Annotated in this window: 19 protein-coding genes and 5 tRNA genes; 4 read left to right on the forward strand and 20 right to left on the reverse strand. The window is 34.4% G+C overall.

Annotated elements, in window-relative coordinates:
- Window positions 1–44 precede the first annotated feature (44 nt).
- The 16 genes from rpoB to rpsU all read right to left on the reverse strand — a co-directional run bounded on the left by rpoB (window position 45) and on the right by rpsU (window position 11,011).
- Window positions 45–3,851 (reverse strand): DNA-directed RNA polymerase subunit beta, encoded by a 3,807-nt coding sequence (rpoB, locus tag FA045_RS13170; RefSeq protein WP_136877551.1) that lies wholly within the window; start codon window positions 3,849–3,851, stop codon window positions 45–47.
- A 153-nt stretch (window positions 3,852–4,004) separates the two neighbouring features.
- A complete protein-coding gene (gene rplL / locus FA045_RS13175; protein ID WP_136877552.1) occupies window positions 4,005–4,382 on the reverse strand; it encodes a 50S ribosomal protein L7/L12 in 378 nt (125 codons plus the stop codon).
- Window positions 4,383–4,445: 63 nt separating this feature from the next.
- The gene (rplJ, locus tag FA045_RS13180; RefSeq protein WP_136877553.1) at window positions 4,446–4,967 is read right to left on the reverse strand and encodes a 50S ribosomal protein L10; all 522 of its coding nucleotides are present in this window, start codon (window positions 4,965–4,967) and stop codon (window positions 4,446–4,448) included.
- A 2-nt stretch (window positions 4,968–4,969) separates the two neighbouring features.
- Window positions 4,970–5,668 carry a 50S ribosomal protein L1 gene (gene rplA, locus FA045_RS13185; RefSeq protein ID WP_136877554.1) on the reverse strand — a complete coding sequence of 233 codons (699 nt, stop codon included), beginning with the start codon at window positions 5,666–5,668 and terminating at the stop codon, window positions 4,970–4,972.
- Window positions 5,669–5,691: 23 nt separating this feature from the next.
- Window positions 5,692–6,135 carry a 50S ribosomal protein L11 gene (gene rplK, locus FA045_RS13190; RefSeq protein WP_136843738.1) on the reverse strand — a complete coding sequence of 148 codons (444 nt, stop codon included), beginning with the start codon at window positions 6,133–6,135 and terminating at the stop codon, window positions 5,692–5,694.
- A gap of 199 nt (window positions 6,136–6,334) precedes the next feature.
- Window positions 6,335–6,877 carry a transcription termination/antitermination protein NusG gene (nusG, locus tag FA045_RS13195; RefSeq protein ID WP_136877555.1) on the reverse strand — a complete coding sequence of 181 codons (543 nt, stop codon included), beginning with the start codon at window positions 6,875–6,877 and terminating at the stop codon, window positions 6,335–6,337.
- Window positions 6,878–6,883: 6 nt separating this feature from the next.
- Window positions 6,884–7,075, reverse strand: a complete 192-nt coding sequence (gene secE, locus FA045_RS13200) for a preprotein translocase subunit SecE (protein WP_136877556.1) — start codon at window positions 7,073–7,075, stop codon at window positions 6,884–6,886.
- Window positions 7,076–7,167: 92 nt separating this feature from the next.
- Window positions 7,168–7,238 (reverse strand) — tRNA-Trp (locus tag FA045_RS13205).
- 85 nt (window positions 7,239–7,323) lie between these two features.
- Entirely contained in the window at window positions 7,324–8,511 is a 1,188-nt protein-coding gene (gene tuf / locus FA045_RS13210; RefSeq protein WP_136877557.1) for an elongation factor Tu, read from the reverse strand.
- A gap of 121 nt (window positions 8,512–8,632) precedes the next feature.
- Window positions 8,633–8,704 (reverse strand) — tRNA-Thr (locus FA045_RS13215).
- An 81-nt stretch (window positions 8,705–8,785) separates the two neighbouring features.
- Window positions 8,786–8,858: transfer RNA gene (locus tag FA045_RS13220), tRNA-Gly, on the reverse strand.
- 89 nt (window positions 8,859–8,947) lie between these two features.
- A tRNA-Tyr gene (locus FA045_RS13225) sits at window positions 8,948–9,030 on the reverse strand.
- A gap of 87 nt (window positions 9,031–9,117) precedes the next feature.
- Window positions 9,118–9,190: transfer RNA gene (locus tag FA045_RS13230), tRNA-Thr, on the reverse strand.
- A 242-nt stretch (window positions 9,191–9,432) separates the two neighbouring features.
- Window positions 9,433–9,780: a ribosome hibernation-promoting factor, HPF/YfiA family gene (hpf, locus tag FA045_RS13235; protein WP_136877558.1), complete on the reverse strand. Its 348-nt coding sequence runs from the start codon at window positions 9,778–9,780 to the stop codon at window positions 9,433–9,435.
- A gap of 14 nt (window positions 9,781–9,794) precedes the next feature.
- On the reverse strand, window positions 9,795–10,691 hold the full coding sequence (locus FA045_RS13240; protein WP_136877559.1) for a tyrosine-type recombinase/integrase: 897 nt from the start codon (window positions 10,689–10,691) through the stop codon (window positions 9,795–9,797).
- A 125-nt stretch (window positions 10,692–10,816) separates the two neighbouring features.
- Entirely contained in the window at window positions 10,817–11,011 is a 195-nt protein-coding gene (rpsU, locus tag FA045_RS13245) for a 30S ribosomal protein S21 (RefSeq protein ID WP_055132547.1), read from the reverse strand.
- A gap of 438 nt (window positions 11,012–11,449) precedes the next feature.
- Between rpsU and FA045_RS13250 the strand changes: the two genes are divergently transcribed.
- Window positions 11,450–11,836 carry a hypothetical protein gene (locus FA045_RS13250; RefSeq protein ID WP_136877560.1) on the forward strand — a complete coding sequence of 129 codons (387 nt, stop codon included), beginning with the start codon at window positions 11,450–11,452 and terminating at the stop codon, window positions 11,834–11,836.
- Between the two features lie 221 nt (window positions 11,837–12,057).
- Here the strand turns inward: FA045_RS13250 and FA045_RS13255 are convergent, their stop codons facing one another.
- The 3 genes from FA045_RS13255 to FA045_RS13265 all read right to left on the reverse strand — a co-directional run bounded on the left by FA045_RS13255 (window position 12,058) and on the right by FA045_RS13265 (window position 15,116).
- Window positions 12,058–13,209, reverse strand: coding sequence for an acyl-CoA dehydrogenase family protein (locus FA045_RS13255; RefSeq protein ID WP_136877610.1), 1,152 nt, complete (start codon window positions 13,207–13,209; stop codon window positions 12,058–12,060).
- A 450-nt stretch (window positions 13,210–13,659) separates the two neighbouring features.
- Window positions 13,660–14,187, reverse strand: coding sequence for an adenine phosphoribosyltransferase (locus FA045_RS13260; protein WP_136877561.1), 528 nt, complete (start codon window positions 14,185–14,187; stop codon window positions 13,660–13,662).
- On the reverse strand, window positions 14,187–15,116 hold the full coding sequence (locus FA045_RS13265; RefSeq protein ID WP_136877562.1) for a ComEA family DNA-binding protein: 930 nt from the start codon (window positions 15,114–15,116) through the stop codon (window positions 14,187–14,189). Before FA045_RS13265 ends, FA045_RS13260 begins: the two co-directional genes overlap by 1 nt.
- Window positions 15,117–15,177: 61 nt before the next feature.
- Here FA045_RS13265 and FA045_RS13270 point away from each other — a divergent pair, with 61 nt between their 5' ends.
- From FA045_RS13270 to FA045_RS13280, 3 genes are all read left to right on the forward strand, one after another.
- On the forward strand, window positions 15,178–16,929 hold the full coding sequence (locus tag FA045_RS13270; protein ID WP_136877563.1) for a lysophospholipid acyltransferase family protein: 1,752 nt from the start codon (window positions 15,178–15,180) through the stop codon (window positions 16,927–16,929).
- 259 nt (window positions 16,930–17,188) lie between these two features.
- Window positions 17,189–18,391, forward strand: a complete 1,203-nt coding sequence (locus FA045_RS13275) for a hypothetical protein (protein ID WP_136877564.1) — start codon at window positions 17,189–17,191, stop codon at window positions 18,389–18,391.
- A 102-nt stretch (window positions 18,392–18,493) separates the two neighbouring features.
- Window positions 18,494–18,775 (forward strand): hypothetical protein, encoded by a 282-nt coding sequence (locus FA045_RS13280; RefSeq protein WP_136877565.1) that lies wholly within the window; start codon window positions 18,494–18,496, stop codon window positions 18,773–18,775.
- Between the two features lie 57 nt (window positions 18,776–18,832).
- On the opposite strand, the gene FA045_RS13285 is transcribed toward FA045_RS13280, so the two are convergent.
- Window positions 18,833–20,341: an Ig-like domain repeat protein gene (locus tag FA045_RS13285; RefSeq protein WP_136877566.1), complete on the reverse strand. Its 1,509-nt coding sequence runs from the start codon at window positions 20,339–20,341 to the stop codon at window positions 18,833–18,835.
- Between the last annotated feature and the right edge of the window lie 22 nt (window positions 20,342–20,363).

Raw genomic sequence — 20,363 nt, forward strand, 5'->3', positions numbered from 1 at the left:
GGATGAGCTAACCCATTCTATCATTCACTCATTCTTTCATTCGATTAGTCTAACGTAATATCTAAACCTAAACCGCGTAACTCATGTACCAATACATTAAATGATTCTGGTACACCTGGAGTTGGTAGGTTTTCGCCTTTAACGATGGCTTCGTAAGTTTTGGCCCTTCCAATAACATCATCAGATTTAACTGTTAAGATTTCTTGTAAGATATTAGCTGCACCAAATGCCTCTAATGCCCAAACCTCCATCTCACCAAAACGCTGACCACCAAATTGAGCTTTACCACCCAATGGTTGTTGTGTAATTAATGAGTATGGTCCGATAGAACGAGCGTGCATCTTATCATCAACCATGTGACCAAGTTTAAGCATATAAATAATACCTACTGTAGTCGGCTGATCAAATTTCTCACCCGTTAAACCATTGTGTAAGTAAGTTCTACCAGAAGCCGGTACACCTGCCTTAGCAATCCACTCTTCAACCTCATCAGATTTAGCACCATCAAAAATTGGAGTTGCAAATTTAACACCCAATTCTTTACCAGCCCAAGCCAATACAGTTTCATAGATTTGGCCCAAGTTCATACGTGAAGGTACACCCAGTGGGTTCAACACAATATCAACTGGTGTTCCATCTTCTAAGAATGGCATATCTTCATCACGTACAATACGAGCAACAATACCCTTATTACCGTGACGACCAGCCATCTTATCACCTACTTTTAATTTACGTTTTTTAGCTACATAAACTTTCGCCATTTGTACAATTCCTGATGGTAACTCATCACCAACACTAATTGCAAATTTATCGCGTTTGTAAGCACCCAATTCTTCGTTAACACGGATACCATAATTGTGTAATAACAACTTGATTTGATCATTTTTATCATCATCAGTTGTCCACTTGTATGGGTTAATATGCGCATACTCTAGGTCTGCCAATATTTTCTGAGTAAACTTAGCACCCTTAGCGATTAACATTTCCTTATAAACGTTAAATACACCTTGAGATGTTTTACCATTTACAATTTGGAACAATTTATCAACTAATTCGTTTTTAAGGTTTTCTGTAGCTAAATTATATCTTTTATCTAATTTCTCAATAGCCGATTTTTCTTCAGCTTTAGTAGTTTTTTTAGCTCTTGAGAATAATTTAGTATCAATTACCACACCTTTAATTGAAGGTGGCGTTTTTAATGAAGCATCTTTAACATCACCGGCTTTATCACCAAAGATAGCACGAAGTAATTTCTCTTCTGGAGAAGGATCAGACTCACCTTTTGGTGTAATTTTACCAATTAGGATATCGCCTTCTTTAACTTCAGCACCAACACGGATGATACCGTTTTCATCTAAATCTTTAGTAGCTTCTTCAGAAACGTTAGGGATATCTGGCGTTAATTCCTCTTCTCCACGTTTAGTATCACGTACTTCTAATTCAAATTCTTCAATGTGTAAAGAGGTAAAAATATCATCTCTAACAATACGTTCGTTAATTACAATCGCATCCTCAAAGTTATATCCTTGCCAAGGCATGAAAGCTACTTTTAAGTTTCTTCCTAATGCCAACTCGCCATTTTCAGTTGCATAACCTTCACAAAGTACTTGTCCTTTAACAACTTTCTGACCTTTTTTAACAATTGGCTTTAAGTTGATACAAGTATTCTGATTGGTTTTTTTGAACTTGATTAATTTATAAGTTTTGCTATCACCTTCAAAAGATACCAAACGATCTCCATCGTTACGTACATAATTAATGGTAATTTCGTTAGCATCTACGTATTCTACTACTCCATCGCCTTCAGCATTGATCAAAGTTCTTGAGTCACGAGCAACGCGACCTTCTAAACCTGTACCAACAATTGGAGCTTCTGGACGTAATAAAGGCACAGCTTGGCGTTGCATGTTTGATCCCATCAAAGCCCTGTTCGCATCATCATGTTCCAAGAAAGGAATTAATGAAGCTGCGATTGAGGTAATTTGGTTAGGTGCAATATCCATTAAGTCTAATTTCTCAGGCTCAATAATTGGGAAGTCACCCTCGTAACGTGCTTTAACACGAGCAGTTGTAAAGTTACCTTTATCATCGTACTCGGCGTTAGCTTGTGCAATTGTTTTACCATCTTCATCCTCTGCAGAAAGATAGATCACATCTTTATCCATTGCTACAACACCATTCTCAACAATTTTATAAGGAGTTTCAATAAATCCTAAATTGTTAATTTTTGCGTGTACACATAGTGATGAAATCAAACCAATGTTTGGTCCCTCTGGAGTTTCAATGGTACATAAACGACCATAGTGAGTGTAGTGAACATCACGAACCTCGAAACCAGCACGCTCACGTGATAAACCACCTGGGCCTAAAGCTGACAAACGACGTTTGTGTGTAATCTCTGCCAAAGGATTGGTTTGATCCATAAACTGAGATAATTGGTTAGTACCAAAAAATGAATTAATAACCGACGATAAAGTACGGGCATTAATCAAATCAGTTGGCGTAAACACCTCGTTATCACGAATATTCATACGCTCACGGATAGTTCTAGCCATACGAGCTAAACCTACACCAAATTGCGCATATAATTGCTCACCTACTGTACGTACACGACGGTTAGACAAGTGATCAATATCATCCACTTCTTCTTTAGAGTTAATCAATTTGATCAAGTATTTAACAATAGCAATAATATCTGCCTTAGTTAATACTTTCACATGATCAGGAGTATCCATTTTTAACTTACGGTTAATACGGTATCTACCCACATCACCTAAGTCATAACGTTTATCTGAGAAGAATAAACGCTCAATAATACCTCTTGCAGTTTCCTCATCAGGTGGTTCTGCGTTACGCAAAGCACGATAGATGTTTTCAACAGCCTCTTTTTCAGAGTTTGAAGTATCTTTTTGTAAAGTATTGTATATAATAGTATAATCAGCTTGCGATGCACCATCTTCTTTAGACAAGATAATAGTTTTAACACCTGCATCGATGATCATATCGATATGGTCTTCTTCAAGAACAGTATCCCTATCTAAGATAACTTCATTACGATCTATAGAAACAACTTCACCTGTATCTTCATCTACAAAATCTTCAGTCCATTTTCTTAAAACTCTTGCAGCAAGTTTACGACCTGTGTATTTCTTTAAACCAGATTTACTAACTTTTACTTCGTCAGCTAAATCAAATAATTCTAAGATATCTTTATCAGAATCATAACCAATAGCACGCAATAAGGTGGTTACCGGGAATTTTTTCTTACGGTCGATGTAGGCATACATTACGTTATTAACGTCTGTAGCAAACTCAATCCAAGAACCTTTGAAAGGAATCACACGAGCAGAGTACAATTTAGTTCCATTTGTGTGACGGCTTTGACCGAAGAACACACCTGGAGACCTGTGCAATTGAGAAACAATTACACGTTCTGCACCGTTGATCACGAAAGTACCTTTTGGAGTCATATATGGTATGGTTCCTAAGTATACATCCTGAATGATGGTTTCAAAATCCTCATGTTCTGCATCGTTACAAGAAAGTTTTAGCTTTGCTTTTAACGGAACACTGTAAGTTAACCCACGATCAATACATTCTGGAATGTCATAACGTGGTGGGTCAATAAAATAATCTAAAAATTCTAAAACGAATATGTTTCTAGAATCAGTGATTGGAAAATTTTCAGCAAATACTTTAAACAAACCTTCTGTGTGACGGTTGTCTGAAGTGGTTTCTATCTGAAAAAATTCTCTAAATGATTGCAACTGCACATCCAAAAAATCTGGATAATCTATGATGTGCTTACTACGTGCAAAATTTACTCTTTGGTCTACGACTTTATTTGCCAAGGGACTAAATTTAATTTAGTTTAAGAATAAACTATTTGTTTGGTTTGCCTCGATGCATTTCATCAACCAAACAAGATGAAATGTTTATAAACAGGAATAGACTCCGACTTTACAGTCGGAGTCTTTTCTTAAAGGTTCGTTAAAATTAAGTGATTACTTAATCTCAACTACAGCTCCAGCTTCTTCTAATTGTTTTTTCAAAGCTTCAGCTTCGTCTTTAGCAACACCTGATTTTAATTCTTTTGGTGCACCGTCAACTAAGTCTTTAGCTTCTTTTAAACCTAAACCAGTTAAGTCTTTAACAAGTTTTACAACTGCTAATTTCTGACCACCAGCTTCTTTCAAGATAACATCGAAAGTAGATTTTTCTTCAACTGCAGCAGCTTCGCCACCAGCAGCAGGACCTGCAATAGCAACTGCAGCAGCAGCTGGTTCGATACCATACTCGTCTTTTAAGATTTGAGCTAATTCGTTAACTTCTTTAACTGTTAAGTTTACCAATTGCTCAGCAAACGCTTTTAAATCTGCCATTTTATTAAGATTTTAAAAATTTACGTAATAATAATTTTGTTTATTGCGAACTTTAGGTGTTCGTTAACCTCTTTCTTGTAGTGTTTTAACAATACCTGCAATTTTGTTACCGCCACACTGTAATGCCGATATAACATTTTTAGCTGGTGATTGTAATAAGCCAATGATTTCGCCAATAAGTTCTTCTCTTGATTTAAGACTTACTAATGCATCTAATTGGTTATCGCCAACAAATATAGCTGTATCGATATAAGCTCCTTTAAGCTCTGGTTTCGTTTCTTTACCTTTTCTTAAAGATTTGATCAGCTTAGCTGGTGCATTTCCTACTTTTGAAAATAATAAAGCCGATTGACCTTTTAATGCTGAATGTATCTCAGATGAGTCGCCTTCTAATCCATCAATCGCAATTTTGATTAATGTATTTTTTGCAACTTTCATTTCGATACCGCTTTCGAAACATTTGCGACGGATATTATTTACTTTCTCAACAGATAAGCCTGAGGTATCAGCAATATAAAAATTGCCATACTCTTGCATTTTCTCTTGTAGAGCTAAAACTACTTCGTTTTTTTCTTCTCTGTTCATAATTAGATCCCCGCTACTGATTTAGTTTCGATTGCAATTCCAGGACTCATTGTAGAAGACACGTGAATGCTTTTAAAATAAGTTCCTTTTGCAGCAGAAGGTTTTAATTTTGAAATCGTTTGAAGTACTTCTAACGCGTTTTCATATATTTTCTCTGCTGAGAATGATACTTTTCCTATTGAAGCATGGATGATACCAGTTTTGTCAACTTTAAAATCAATCTTACCGCCTTTTACGTCAGTTACAGCTTTACCAACTTCGTTGGTTACTGTACCTGATTTTGGGTTTGGCATAAGGTTACGTGGACCTAAAACTCGGCCCAATTTACCTACCTTAGCCATACAAGCAGGAGTAGTGATAATAATGTCAACATCTGTCCAACCACCTTCAATCTTAGACACATACTCGTCTAAACCTACGAAATCTGCTCCTGCTGCTTTAGCTTCATCTTCCTTATCTGGAGTACAAAGTACTAAAACACGTACAGTTTTACCTGTACCATGAGGTAAAGTAGCAATACCACGTACCATTTGATTGGCTTTACGTGGATCTACACCTAAAGAAACATCGATATCTACTGATGCATCAAATTTAGTTGTAGTGATCTCTTTTACCAAAGCAGCCGCATCCTGTAAAGAATACGATTTACCTATTTCTAGTTTAGCGTGTGCCAGTTTTTGATTTTTTGTTAATTTCGCCACTGTTGTAAACTGTTTTTTGTTAATTAATTTGTCCAGGGTGCATCACCGCTAACGGTAATTCCCATACTGCGTGCTGTACCTGCTACCATCTTCATAGCAGATTCGATAGTGAATGCATTTAAATCAGTCATCTTATCTTCAGCAATTGACTTAACTTGATCCCAAGTCACCGAACCAACTTTCTTACGGTTGGGCTCAGCAGAACCACTCGATAATTTTGTAGCTTCCAATAATTGGATAGCAACTGGAGGGGTTTTGATGATAAATTCGAAAGACTTGTCGACATATACAGTAATTACAACGGGTAATACTTTACCTGGCTTATCTTGGGTACGAGCATTGAATTGTTTGCAAAACTCCATGATATTAACACCTTTGGCACCTAATGCAGGTCCTACTGGTGGTGATGGGTTTGCAGCTCCGCCTTTGATTTGTAATTTAACAAGTGCACCGACTTCTTTTGCCATTTTCTGATTTGTTAATTGTAATACTCAATGTTAAATATTGGAAGCATGTAACATTTTTTTCCTATTAGATATGAGATTTGAGTAGTGAGATTTGAGAAATTAGCCTCTTTAAACAGCTACAACAACTCCACATAAAACCAAAAGGACTGCAAAGATATGAATTATCTTGCAGTCCTCAAATATATTTTGTAAATAAATTTTATTCTTTTTCTACTTGCATATAGTTAAGCTCAAGTGGAGTTTTACGTCCAAAGATTTTAACCATTACTTTTAGTTTTTTCTTTTCTTCGTTAACTTCTTCAATTACTCCGGTAAAACCATTAAAAGGACCATCCATTACTTTAATGTTCTCGCCTACATAATAAGCGATGTTCATTGTTTCGGCTTGTTGGCTCATTTCATCAACCTTACCTAAAATACGGTTAACTTCTGCTTGGCGCATTGGTATCGCATTACCGGCTTTATCACCTAAAAATCCGATTACACTATTTACACCTTTAATGATGTGTTCTAATTCTCCGTCTAAAGTAGCTTCAATTAAAACATATCCAGGATAAAAATTACGTTCTTTTGCAATTTTTTTTCCTTCTTTCATCTGGTAATATTTCTCCATCGGTATCAATACCTGAGGAACTAAATGAGAAAGACCTAAACGACTAATTTCAGAATCAATGTATTGCTTTACTTTCTTCTCTTTACCACTAACCGCTCTAACTACGTACCACTTTAATTGATCGTTCATATTAATTTAAAGTGAGTTATAAAAAGTTTCTAATATATAGTTTGCGCCTTTATCCATAGCAAAAATAACTAATGCGATAATAAATGAAGCAACTAAAACCAATACTGCAGAATTTTGCAATTCACCCCAAGTAGGCCAAGTAACCTTCTGGGTCATTTCTTCGTATGATTCTTTAACAAACTGAACTACACTAGCCATATTTATATAATTTTGAATGCTTGAATGAATGAATGAGTGAATGTAGACCATTCGAAATTAAATCATTCAAAATTCAATCATTTGTTTAATAGCACGGGTGGAGAGATTCGAACTCCCATCAACGGTTTTGGAGACCGGTATGCTACCATTGCACCACACCCGTGTTTGTAGAAAACAAAGTACCTAAGATAAATCTTAAGTACTTTGTTTTTGATATCCTTATCTCCCGGTTAACCGGGATTTAGAATTTATTTTAAAATTTCAGTTACCTGACCAGCACCTACTGTTCTACCACCTTCACGGATAGCGAAACGTAGACCTTTTTCCATTGCGATAGGAGAAATCAATTTCACAGAAATTGTAACGTTATCACCTGGCATTACCATTTCAGTTCCTTCAGCTAATGAAATTTCACCAGTTACATCTGTTGTACGGAAATAGAATTGTGGACGGTATTTGTTAAAGAATGGAGTATGACGTCCACCTTCTGCTTTTGATAATACATAGATCTCAGCTTTGAAATCAGCATGAGGAGTTACTGAACCTGGTTTACAGATTACCATACCACGACGGATATCAGTTTTCTCAATACCACGTAACAATAAACCTACGTTATCACCAGCTTCACCGTAATCTAAAATTTTACGGAACATCTCAACACCAGTTACTGTAGATTTTAAGTTCTCAGCACCCATACCTAAGATTTCAACTGGATCTCCAGAGTTGATTACACCACGCTCAATACGACCAGTTGCAACAGTACCACGACCAGTGATCGAGAATACATCTTCAACAGGCATTAAGAATGGAAGTTCTGTTAAACGTGGAGGAATTGGAATGTAGCTATCTACAGCATCCATTAATTCCATAATTTTTGCTACCCATTTAGCATCACCGTTCAAACCACCAAGAGCTGAACCTTGAATTACAGGGATATCATCACCAGGGAATTCATAGAAAGATAATAATTCACGAACTTCCATCTCTACTAATTCTAGTAATTCTGGATCATCCACCATATCAACTTTGTTCATGAAAACAACTAATGAAGGTACACCTACCTGACGAGCCAATAGAATGTGCTCGCGAGTTTGAGGCATTGGACCATCTGTAGCTGCTACCACAATAATAGCACCATCCATTTGAGCAGCACCAGTTACCATGTTCTTTACATAATCCGCGTGACCTGGACAGTCTACGTGTGCATAGTGACGGTTAGCTGTTGAATACTCAACGTGAGCTGTGTTAATTGTGATACCTCTTTCTTTTTCCTCTGGAGCAGAGTCAATTGAATCGAATGAACGTGCCTCAGATAAACCTGCATCAGATAACACTTTAGTGATAGCTGCTGTTAAGGTTGTTTTACCGTGGTCAACGTGACCGATTGTGCCGATGTTTAAGTGCGGCTTGCTGCGGTCAAACTTTTCTTTTGCCATTTTTTTATACTTATTAGTAGGTTAACTTTTTTATTTATTTATTGTTTTGATACAATTTCAATACAAAAAACCTTGTTCGTTCTGTTTCCAGATTAACAAAGCTTTTAATTTTTTCTTTTTGAGCCAACTATGGGAATTGAACCCATGACCTCTTCCTTACCAAGGAAGTGCTCTACCGCTGAGCTAAGTCGGCTTTTTAGTTTTTCAGTTCCCAGTATTCAGTTTTCAGTAAAAACTGCTAACTGTAAACCGTCAACTGCTCACTTATTTTCAGAGCGGAAGACGAGGTTCGAACTCGCGACCTATAGCTTGGAAGGCTATCGCTCTACCAACTGAGCTACTTCCGCTTTTTCCAAATGATTAAATGAGAGAATATTTAAATGACAGAATGTTAATCATTCGATCCTTCAAAATTCAATCATTTTACCTTTCGGTGTGGGGGGAGAAGGATTCGAACCTTCGAAATCTTGCGATAACAGAGTTACAGTCTGTCCCATTTGGCCGCTCTGGAATCCCCCCTACTTTCAATTTACTATTTTTGATACCGAATTACGATTGGGATTTAACTCAATCATCAATCTAAAACCAACAACCGTAAATAAAAAGAGCCTCCTATCGGGATCGAACCAATGACCTACTGATTACAAGTCAGTTGCTCTACCAGCTGAGCTAAGGAGGCTTTTATCTTTTTTAAATGTGGCGCAAATATATAAAAAATTGTGCTTTTATACAATTGAACTTAACATTTTTTATTTTTTAATCTTTTAAAAGAACTTACCATTTCGTTGCTGCACTTATGCCCTTTCTGAAATGGAATGCAAATCTACAATAATAAATCTTTCAAAAAAATTTATTTTAAAAAAAAAGTTTGATAGCTGTTACACCATCAAACTTTAACTATATGTTTTAAAAAATATTAGCTTAATAATCAGCTACTTCATCTGCGTTTAACAAAGCTTTATGTTCACTTAATTTTACACGAGTTTTTTCTTTATGTTTTGTAATTTGTTTTTTTAACGACTCGATTGACAAATCTGTGGCCTCTTCAAATGATTTACATTGTTCTTTTGCGAAAAGCGTAACGCCTGGAACCATCAATTTTATTTCTGATATTTTGTTTGCTTCATCTTCTACATTCTCCAATTTTAGGTAAACTTCCCCTCCAATAATCTGATCGTAAAACTGATCTAACTTATCTACCTTTTTTTGAATAAACTCTAATAATTTCTTGTCTGCATTGAAATGGATTGACTGTACTCTGATTTTCATTTTTCCTCCTTTTTTTATGCCTTTGGATGGGCTTGTTTATATATAGATTTTAAACGCTCTACTGAGTTATGCGTATAAACTTGCGTTGCCGCCAAGCTTGCATGCCCCAGTAATTCTTTAATTGCATTTAAATCTGCTCCTTTATTGAGCAAACTACTTGCAAATGAGTGCCGCAGTATATGCGGACTTTTTTTATCTTGGGTTGATATGATTGTCAAATAACGATTCACTATCCTATACACTAATTTAGGATAAGCAGTAGCACCTGCATTTGTAACGATTAAGGTAGTGATTTTGTTATTAAATTGTTGTGTTAATTTTAAATTAATGTAAATTTTTAATTGAGCCTCTAATTGAGCATGCAAAGGAACTATTCGTTCTTTATTGCGTTTACCTAATACTTTAATTGTTCCTTCGTAATAATTGATATCAGTCTCTTTTAAGGCCAACAATTCTGCCAAACGGATACCTGTACCAAAAAGCAATTCTAAAACAATCTTGTCTCGCTGACTAGCAAAACTTTCATCGAATATCAGTTTCCCCTCTACCCCGCCATCCAATAACAAATCCATCTTGGCATCTTCTATAAATACCGGTAGGCGTTTGGGCACCTTGGGCGCTTTAATTAAAGCCATTGGGTTAATTTTTAAATCTCCCTCTCGCAATAAATATTTATAAAAACTTCTTAGGGTTGATATTTTTCTCCCAACTGCATTTTCAGCTATCTGGTTATCTAATAGAAACACCATGAAACTTCTAATATGGGTAGCTTTTGCTTGTAGAGCTGTTATTTCCAAATTTTTTTTTAGAAAACCTATAAACTGCAGTAAATCTGTTTGATAAGATGTAATGGTATGAGGAGAATAGCGCTTCTCATGTTGCAGGTAGATTAGAAAGCTTTCGATAAGCATAGGCTTGATTTGGTATTCGTTAAATGTGAATATACAAAATTTAACTTTTGCTAGTTAAATCTTTTCCAAAAAAAATGCCCCGAATAAATTCGAGGCATTTAATATCTATTTAAACAAGTTACGAACTATAAAGTTCCTTCTTGGTTCATGTTCTGAATATAAACAGCGTGTTTAATTTCTGTACGACGAGCAACAGATTTTTTCTCGTATGCTTGACGGCTACGTAGTTCTCTCAAAACTCCAGTTTTTTCAAACTTTTTCTTGAAACGTTTCAGCGCTTTATCTAGTGATTCGCCGTCTTTAATATTAATGATAATCATAACGTAGAAATACCTCCTCTCGATGTTTTTAAATACCCTGTAATTGGGGTTGCAAATGTAAGCAAATTATTGACACAGAGAAAGTTTTTATTGAAAATAATAATTTGGCTTTGTTTTCAATTCAATAATTATTCAGTCAATATTAAAAAAAACAAACATTTTTGGTATTTATTTAGTTAGTTAGTGATTTTAAAATTTAAAAAACTAGTTAAAAATGATACTTAAAAGTTATTGTTAGTCTGAGCGTAGTCGAAGACCTTGGTTAAATCCTTCGACTACGCTCAGGATGACCCTTCACTAAGAAAGTTATTCGATTGAAATTTAAACAGATCCTAATTATTTTTATATGGATTACAATTCATCAGGAATTAATTTCAATTTAACTTGTTCACCAATTAATTTCATACATTTAAAAACCTAAATTAAACATATCATAACATGACGACTGGAAAGAAAATTACCTCAATAATAGCTGTAATTGTTGTATTAACTATTGCTATCTTTTTTTATTACCGATTTTATTTTGTTTTTGGCGAAGGCGTAAAGGCTGGTGAGCTTAACTACATTGTTAAAAAAGGTTATATGTTTAAAACTTATGAAGGAAAATTAATTCAATCTGGCATAAGATCTAGACAAACAGGAACTGTACAATCTAATGAGTTTGAATTTTCTGTTGCTGATGAAGCGGTAGCAAAAAAAATGATGCTCAACAGCGGGAAAATTTTTGAGCTACATTACAAAGAATATAAAGGAACTTTGCCTTGGCGAGGTTTTAGTGTTTACGTGGTAGACAGCGTGGTTACCATGAGAGAACCGATGAATTAAATAAAATTTAATATTGAACTAAAAATAGCCGCAAATGCGGCTATTTTTGTTTAATCATTTTATAATATGTTATTAAAACTGATGCTGAAATAAATTCAGCACGAAGTGTTTATAATTTACGTCACCCTGAATTATTTCAGGGTCTGTTAGGCGTTAGAGTGCTCTATATAATCCTTAAAAGATTAAGTGGCAACAATAAAACTCAGTTATTATATTTGAACCTATTTTAATATCTCTCTAGCAATTACTAACTTCTGAATTTCTGAAGTACCCTCTCCTATGGTACACAATTTGCTATCGCGATAAAATTTCTCTACCGGAAAATCTTTGGTATAACCATAACCACCAAATATCTGTACAGCTTCTGTAGCACAACGTACTGCAACTTCTGATGCATAATATTTAGCCATTGCTGATTCTTTAGTCATAGGTTGGTGGCGGTTTTTTAAATCTGCTGCTTGACGAATCAATAATTCTGCGGCTTCAATTTCTGTAGCCATATCTGCCAATTTAAAACTAATACCTTGGAAACTTGAAATTGGCACACCAAACTGATGGCGTTGCTTAGCATAATTTACTGCAGCAATATAAGCTCCTTTTGCAATACCTAAAGATAAAGCAGCGATAGAAATACGACCACCATCTAATACTTTCATGGCTTGTTTAAAACCATCACCTTCGCTGCCCAACAGGTTTTCTTTTGGTACACGGCAATTATCGAAAATCATTTCAGTGGTTTCTGAAGCACGCATACCCAATTTATTTTCTTTTTTGCCTGCTGTAAAACCTGGTGTACCACGCTCTACAACAATTGCAGAAATACCTTTTGAACTACCAGCTTCGCCCGTACGAACCATAACAACAGCAACATCACCAGATTTACCATGGGTAATCCAGTTTTTTGCGCCATTAATTACGTATTCATCACCATCTAAAACAGCAGTTGTCGTCATTCTTAAGGCATCAGAACCTGTATTGGCTTCGGTTAAACCCCAAGCGCCAATCCATTCGGCTGTAGCCAGCTTAGGCAACCATTTCATTTTTTGTTCTTCGCTACCAAAAGCCAAAATATGGCCAGTACAAAGTGAGTTATGTGCAGCTAATGATAAACCGATAGAGCCACATACTTTAGAAACTTCTACAATAACGTCTACATATTCTTGATAGCCAAAACCAGAACCGCCATAAATTTCGGGAACTAATACTCCCATTAAACCTAATTCTCCTAACTGTTTAAAAATTTCTACTGGAAAGTGTTGTGCTTCATCCCATTCCATTACGTTTTGACGAATGTTCTTTTCGGCAAAATCACTCACCATTTTTTTGATGATTTCTTGATTCTCTGCTACTTCAAAGCTTAAGCCTGTGTGCATATACGATTTGATTTTAAATAAAGAAAAGTTTAAATCGGCGCCCATAAATAAGCGTTTGGATTTAAACTTTTCTTAAGATTTATATTTGGTTTGAGACAATGATAAGCAAATAAAATCATACCATCAAAGCAATAAGCCCTACTTAAAATTAGTCTGTTTTGGTATTTGGTTCATTTCTTTTGCCAAATGAATGACACACAAACATTTTTAACAAAATATTTTTTTAAAATAATTTGAGCTTTTTTTATTGATTTAAGCGTTTTGCTGGTAAATGGAGGTTTTTTACACTAAGGGGTGTTTTATAAACCCGATAGTAATGGAGCAATTTTTATTTGCAAAATGGATAGCGGGGCAGAAATTGCCGATAAAATACTGCCATTCTTTTTCTAATAATAATAATAAACCACAATTGCATTTATGAATAACAAACACTAACGTGGTAATAAATTCTTAATAGCTTACTAAAGAAAATGTGTGTTTACTAAAATCAGCTAATTTTTGTTTGCCATTTAAAAAATCGAGACTAATTAAAAAAGAATATGCCGCAACGTTGGCTTGTAATTGATTTACCAATTTAGATGCAGCAACAACTGTTCCGCCTGTTGCTAACAAATCATCGTGAATTAAAACATTTTGTCCGGCAGTAAATGCATCTTCATGAACTTCTAAAATTGCACTCCCATATTCTAGCTCGTAGGCTTGCTGAATAGTTTTATAAGGCAATTTACCTGCTTTACGAATAGGCACAAAAGGAACTTTTAATGCTTGCGCCAACGCTAAACCAAATAAAAAACCCCTACTTTCGATACCTGCAACAACATCTATTTTTACATCCTTTAATTGTAAAGCCAGAGCTTCGGTAATTTCGGCACAGAGTGCTGCATCTTTTAAAACTGGAGTAATATCTTTAAAAACAATACCTGGTTTTGGGAAATCGGCAACATCGCGTAGGGTTTGTTTAATTTTGGTTTGTAGCATTATTGGAAAACGAGATAAGGTGTTAAATTTTGAATAATTTGAGGCGTTAAGATAAGCACTTTCTTTAAATCATCTATACTATTAAACTTACCGTGTTGTTTTCGGTACTGAATAATTGCGTTTATTTGCTTAAATTTTAGGTAAGGATGATTTTTAAGGTCATCGAACTCGGCAGCATTGATGTTAATTTTTTTAATGTTTGAGATGTCTATTTTAATTTGGTCTTTAATTTCGGCATATTTTAAAGTATCCAATCCATACACTTCTAACAATTGTTCTTTTTTATAAAAACCACCTAGCTTATTTCTGTAGTTTGCTATTCGCCTTGCGAATGCCGCACCTATTCCTTTTATTTCATCTAATTGCAAAGTATCGGCACCATTAATTTCTATAATTGCCAATTCTTTTTTAACATACGCAACTTTATCAGGATCGCTTTTTTTCTCGAATTTATTGGCAAATTCTTGACCTTTAATCTGAATATAAGGTAGCAAAGCTTGATATTTTTCTGCAGAAATAGTATACATCTTCTGTAAATCTTCAGATTTATAAAACTTACCGCCTTTATTGCGGTAATTGATTATTGATTGTGCCTGCTTTGCTGATAAGCCAAGTTTTTGCCATTCGGCGATACCAATTGTGTTTGGATCGAAACTAAAAAGTGTGATTGATTTTTTTAGATCGGCGTCTTCAATTTCACTTTGTGTATTTTGGTAAGCGTATTTTGACTGCTGCTTATTTACAAGCACTAATTTTTGTAAAGCAAGCTGATCATTTGTGGATTGAAAAACAGGTTTAACGAAATATGAGTGATAAAAATAAGGCAATACAGTAACTAAAAATAATATAGCCATTAAAAACAATAGCCCATTAAGCTCTCGTTTTGTAAAGCCAAAGTAGTTATTTAACCAATTTTTAATAGATAACATAGGTACTCTAAATATAAATCTTATTTTTGATATTGCTTTATAAATTAATGCCGCTATTTAAATGAAGATTATAACCAAACAAGAATTTGCCAAAGCAACCAAAATTGATAAGTTAGGCGTACCAGGCCTTGCTACTTTGTTAATGGAGGTAATGAAGTTGAATGACATTAACGAAGTATTTTCTAAAAATGAGCATTTTGCAGGACTAGAATTTGTTGATAAAATTTTAGAAACCATTGGCGTAACGATAGATTTTGATGAGGAGGATTTAAAGAATATCCCTAAAACAGGGGGCTTTATTGCAATTGCAAATCATCCGTATGGAGGTGTAGAAGGCTTGGCTTTGGTAAAACTGCTGTGTACAGTTAGGCCAGAGGCGAAGGTAATGGTAAATTTTATCCTCAAAAAAATCCCTAATTTAAGTGAGTTTTTTGTGGCAGTTAATCCTTTCGAAAATGTTCAACATTCATCGAGCATTAGCGGTTTAAAAGCAACTTTTGATTTATTGCAAAGCGGTACTCCTATCGGGATTTTTCCGGCAGGAGAAGTTTCTACTTTTAATTTAGAAACCCAAGAAATTACAGACCGATTGTGGCACCCGGTGGTTGGCAAATTAATCTCTAGATCTAAAGTACCGGTTGTACCTATCTATTTTCATGGCAATAATGGTGTGCTTTTTAACATCTTGAGTTTTATACACCCTACGTTAAGAACTGCCAAATTGCCATCAGAGTTTTTAAATAAAAAAGGTTTAAAAATTAAAGTACGCATTGGCAAGCCTATTAAAATTGAAGACATCAGCTATAAAAAGGATACCAATAAATTACTAGATTTTTTAAGAGCAAGAACTTACGCATTGGGCACAAGTTTAGAGCAGGAGAAAAAACTTTTTAATCCGATAAATTTATTTAAACGTAAGAAAAACCCAGATGCCGTAGTTGCTGAAACAGACAGAGGTTTAATAGTTACTGAAGTTGCCAAATTAGAGGAGTTTAGGGTTTGGGAAGAAAAAAACTATGAAGTTTATATTGTACCAACCGCAAGCATTCCGAATATTTTACGTGAAATTGGTCGCTTACGCGAAATTACTTTTAGAGAGGTTGGTGAAGGCACAAATAAGAAAATTGATTTAGATAATTACGACATTTATTATAACCATTTATTTATTTGGGATAAAGATTTACAAAATATTGTTGGGGCATACAGAATTGGCAAGGGCGATGAAATTTTAGACACCATGGGGAGAAGAGGTTTTTACCTATCGGAATTGTTTAAAATTAAAGAACCTTTTTATCCGATTTTAAGACAAGGCATAGAACTTGGCCGCTCGTGGATTAGAAAAGAATATCAACAAAAACCTTTGCCGCTGTTTTTATTATGGAAGGGAATTTTAAAATACCTGATTGACAATCCGCAATACCGTTACATGTTTGGGCCAGTAAGTATCAGTAATAATTTTTCTAAATTATCTAAATCTCTGATTGTTGATTACATCATTAAAAATCATTTTGATTATGAATTGGCTTCTTACGTAAAACCAAAAAATAAATTTAAAGCAGATTTAACAGCTATTGATAGAGATTTGTTGGTTGAGAGTAGCGAATCGCTCAAAGATTTAGATGGTTTGATTGGCGATATCGAAAATTCGCACATTAAAATTCCGGTGTTATTGAGACAGTACATGAATTTAAATGCTAAGATTATCTGTTTTAATATCGACCCTAAATTTTCAGATTGTTTAGATGGATTTTTAGTAGTTGATGCACATAAAATTCCGGCAGAAATGTTGGAGAAAATTGGAAAGAATTTCTAAACCCCAACCCCCTGAAGGGGGCTTCATAGTTCAACTCCCCTTTAGGGGTTGGGGGTAATAACAAAAGCCACGACATCCATCGTGGCTTTTTGCTTTACTAACTAACCTAAACTTGTTATTTATTAACCAAATATTTAACACCACAAAAGTAGATTCAGGATGTTAAACTGATGTTAAGTATGGGTTATTAAAATGAAAAACTTAATATTGCTTCATTGTTAATTTTAGCTACATTTAATGTTAACTAAATATTAACAACATGAAAACAGCTGCCAAAAGTTTGATTGTACTTATAGTGTTAACTATATTGATTAATAGCAATATAAAAGGACAAAATTATGCAGTAGATTTTTACGAGCACACTTTTAATTTCACGGCAGATGAAACTATAACTATCAAATTTGATGGCGATTTAAACAAAGAAGCTGTGGTTTCATTTTATAATGAAATTAGCAAAAGCAATCACCAATCCATTATTAATTCTCTTTTAAAATATAAGGCTGATTATAAACTGAATGATTGGTTGTACTATCAATTAATTAGAAAAACCGCACAGCAACTAAGTCCGAAAAATATAAATTACAACAGGTATACATTGTATAAATGGTTTTTGATGAACAAATCTGGTTACGATGCCAAACTTGCTATTGGAAATAACCAACTGATTTTTTATGTTTTTAATGATGAAGACATTGCTGATATTCCGTTTTTTATGGTAGATGATAAAAAATATATGTGTTTAAATTACCATGACTTTGGCAGACTATTTAATAAAGAAAGTGTTTATATTCCTGTTAAAATTAATATTCCAGAAGCAACGCATTCCTTTAGTTATAAAGTTACCCGACTGCCAGATTTTAAACCAGAACAGTACACCGAAAAACAAATTAGCTTTAATTACAAGCAAAAACCTTATCACTTTAAAATTAAAATAAGTAGTGAAATAGAAGGTATTTTTGCTAACTATCCGGTAGTTGATTTTGCAACCTATTTTAATATTCCTTTAAGTAGAGAAACTTACCAATCGTTTATTCCGATACTAAAAGATAAATTAAAAAAAATGAGCAAAAAAAACGGGGTTGATTATTTGATGCGTTTTACCAGATATGCGTTTTTATATGAAGATGATGAAGCAAATTATGGCAAGGAAAAAAGATTATCGCCAGAACAAACTTTGTTTACAGAATCTAGCGATTGCGATGATAGAGCAGCTTTATTTTTTTATTTAGTTAAAGAAATTTATAATTTACCGATGATTGCCATGCTTTATCCCACTCATATTACGATGGCAGTTGAGTTAGAAAAACCAATTGGCGATGTGGTGATTTATCAAGGAAAATCGTATTCTGTTTGTGAGCCAACACCACAAAAACAAAATTTAAAGATTGGCCAAATGGCCGCTAATTTGCGAAATATACCTTATCAAATTGTTTATGCTTATGCTCCTTCTCCAATAAAATAGTTGTAATCAATGTATGTTAAGTAGCATTAACTGCTTAACATAATGATAATATCAATTGATTTATATGCAACCTATCTTTGGATTTATTAAAATTTGATCATTATGAAGAAAGAAAAATCGAAATCTGAAGGCAAAAAAGCTAAGAAAGAATTAGAAGATAAACTTATAAATGCATTTACTGCTGTTGTTGCTGAATATGGAAAAGCAAAAAAAACGAAAGCAATTATTGAGAAATTTACGAAACTGTTGAGTAAAAAAGTTGAACTAAAAAACAAAGTAGTAATTGAGAAAGTAGAAGAAACAGTAGAAAAACCTTCAGTAGAACAAGCAGAAATAGTAGCCAAACCAAAAGTTGTTAAAAAGGCTGCAGTTACTAAAAAATAATAAGGTAAAAAAAATGCCGAAGTTTTAAGCTTCGGCATTTTTTTTTAAGATAATTACTTACAAATAAACATTTTGTTGAGGCGTAAAACTTGCCCAACCAGTTGACCAATCTGTAGTACCAAACGCACCTCTATAGGTTACTGTTTCAAATCCTGATAAACCAGTAAAGTTAGCGCCACTTAGCAAAATAGAGCCTGTATTTGGTGTAAGTTTTGGAGTTGCACCTAAATCAAATATAGATCCATCAATACCCATATCTTCCCATTTTGGTAGGCTTTGGTTTCCAAATGCAGTAGTGTTAAACCATTCAACAACTGTTTGGGCACCAATGTTTCCATTAGAAATAATTGGACTACCTTTTGGATTAGGAAAATTCACAGAACCACCTGTTCCATAACCATTATCACCCCAACCATTTACACCTGCAAGAACATTGTTTTTAAATACTAAATCTCCACTTGCTGCATTTGCTAAAGTTGTAGATCCATCAATATATAATCCATTAGGATAACCAGTAAAAACCGAGTTATGAATCTTTAACTTATTATTTCTTCTTAAATGCAAAGCATTTTGAAATTGAACAGAAATCGTTTTGTCTTTATCTTTCTTTGGACCTATAATTGTCATGTTTGAAAATGTACCAGAAGTAAAAGGACTAGCAGCAGAGCCTGTTCCATCATTATCAACTTCAAATCCATTAGAACCAGATTGATCAGCTGCATTTGCGTCTCTAATACCAATTGCAAATTGAACTTTACCATTGTAACCAAAATCTACATCAAAATCATCATCTAAACCACGGTAAGCAATTAAGTGTTTTGCATTAACTGTTCCACCGAACCACTCAAAGGCATCATCTAAACCATAAGAACATTGTACATAATCTACAACTGTAGCACTTCCAACTGAGCCCATTGTTAATGAGTTAACCTCTTGATTTGGATTTATTGGCGTACCTGCATATTCAATTCTAACATATTTAATTACACCAGAATTATCTGTATTTGCTGTACCACCATGCCATGCGCCATAATTTCCTTCTAATTCTGCTTCGCCATTTGGCTGATTATTAACGGCTTTACCACAAATAACTAAACCTCCCCAATCTCCTGGTTCGCGGAAACCTGGAGCTCTTTCTGAAGTAAATATAATTGGTGCACTAGCAGTACCCTCAGCTAATATTTTATTTCCTCTTTGAACAACCAAAGTACCTTTACTCTCGCGATCGCCGATTATGGTTGTCCCAGCTTCAATTTCTAAAGTTATGTTTTCTACTGCAGGCAAGCTTTGCGTATTTTTAGCATCTCTACCAACTCTAACAAATCCATTGATACGGTAAACCTTATCTTTTGTCCATTTTGTATTTACCAAAATATTACCAGCTGGAATTTCTACTATACTTTTAGTAGTTGTGCCACCACCATCTCCATCTGTTTTACCAGCTTCGATATACTCAATGATGGTTGTTTTTTTACAAGCACCAAATACTAGTGATAAGCTCAAAATAAGCAAGGCTGCTTTAGATTTGAAATTTAATTTTGTTTTGTAATTGAATTGCATATTCATTTTATGGATTTTTTGAAATATT

Origin of the sequence: Pedobacter cryotolerans (assembly GCF_005116475.1) — a bacterium.
GTDB classification, from domain to species: domain Bacteria; phylum Bacteroidota; class Bacteroidia; order Sphingobacteriales; family Sphingobacteriaceae; genus Pedobacter; species Pedobacter cryotolerans.

What these genes read in the sequence shown, in the direction of transcription:
- rplJ (WP_136877553.1), bottom strand. Translation starts at nt 4,967, where the DNA reads ATGAACAGAGAAGAAAAAAACGAAGTAGTTTTAGCTCTACAAGAGAAA.
- rplK (WP_136843738.1), bottom strand. Translation starts at nt 6,135, where the DNA reads ATGGCAAAAGAAGTCGGTGCACTTGTTAAATTACAAATCAAAGGCGGA.
- FA045_RS13255 (WP_136877610.1), bottom strand. Translation starts at nt 13,209, where the DNA reads ATGCACACAGGCTTAAGCTTTGAAGTAGCAGAGAATCAAGAAATCATC.
- FA045_RS13275 (WP_136877564.1), top strand. Translation starts at nt 17,189, where the DNA reads ATGAAAACAGCTGCCAAAAGTTTGATTGTACTTATAGTGTTAACTATA.
- nusG (WP_136877555.1), bottom strand. Translation starts at nt 6,877, where the DNA reads ATGAACGATCAATTAAAGTGGTACGTAGTTAGAGCGGTTAGTGGTAAA.
- FA045_RS13240 (WP_136877559.1), bottom strand. Translation starts at nt 10,691, where the DNA reads ATGCTTATCGAAAGCTTTCTAATCTACCTGCAACATGAGAAGCGCTAT.
- rplL (WP_136877552.1), bottom strand. Translation starts at nt 4,382, where the DNA reads ATGGCAGATTTAAAAGCGTTTGCTGAGCAATTGGTAAACTTAACAGTT.
- FA045_RS13265 (WP_136877562.1), bottom strand. Translation starts at nt 15,116, where the DNA reads ATGTTATCTATTAAAAATTGGTTAAATAACTACTTTGGCTTTACAAAA.
- rpsU (WP_055132547.1), bottom strand. Translation starts at nt 11,011, where the DNA reads ATGATTATCATTAATATTAAAGACGGCGAATCACTAGATAAAGCGCTG.
- FA045_RS13280 (WP_136877565.1), top strand. Translation starts at nt 18,494, where the DNA reads ATGAAGAAAGAAAAATCGAAATCTGAAGGCAAAAAAGCTAAGAAAGAA.
- secE (WP_136877556.1), bottom strand. Translation starts at nt 7,075, where the DNA reads ATGGCTAGTGTAGTTCAGTTTGTTAAAGAATCATACGAAGAAATGACC.
- hpf (WP_136877558.1), bottom strand. Translation starts at nt 9,780, where the DNA reads ATGAAAATCAGAGTACAGTCAATCCATTTCAATGCAGACAAGAAATTA.
- FA045_RS13285 (WP_136877566.1), bottom strand. Translation starts at nt 20,341, where the DNA reads ATGAATATGCAATTCAATTACAAAACAAAATTAAATTTCAAATCTAAA.
- FA045_RS13250 (WP_136877560.1), top strand. Translation starts at nt 11,450, where the DNA reads ATGACGACTGGAAAGAAAATTACCTCAATAATAGCTGTAATTGTTGTA.
- FA045_RS13270 (WP_136877563.1), top strand. Translation starts at nt 15,178, where the DNA reads ATGAAGATTATAACCAAACAAGAATTTGCCAAAGCAACCAAAATTGAT.
- FA045_RS13260 (WP_136877561.1), bottom strand. Translation starts at nt 14,187, where the DNA reads ATGCTACAAACCAAAATTAAACAAACCCTACGCGATGTTGCCGATTTC.
- tuf (WP_136877557.1), bottom strand. Translation starts at nt 8,511, where the DNA reads ATGGCAAAAGAAAAGTTTGACCGCAGCAAGCCGCACTTAAACATCGGC.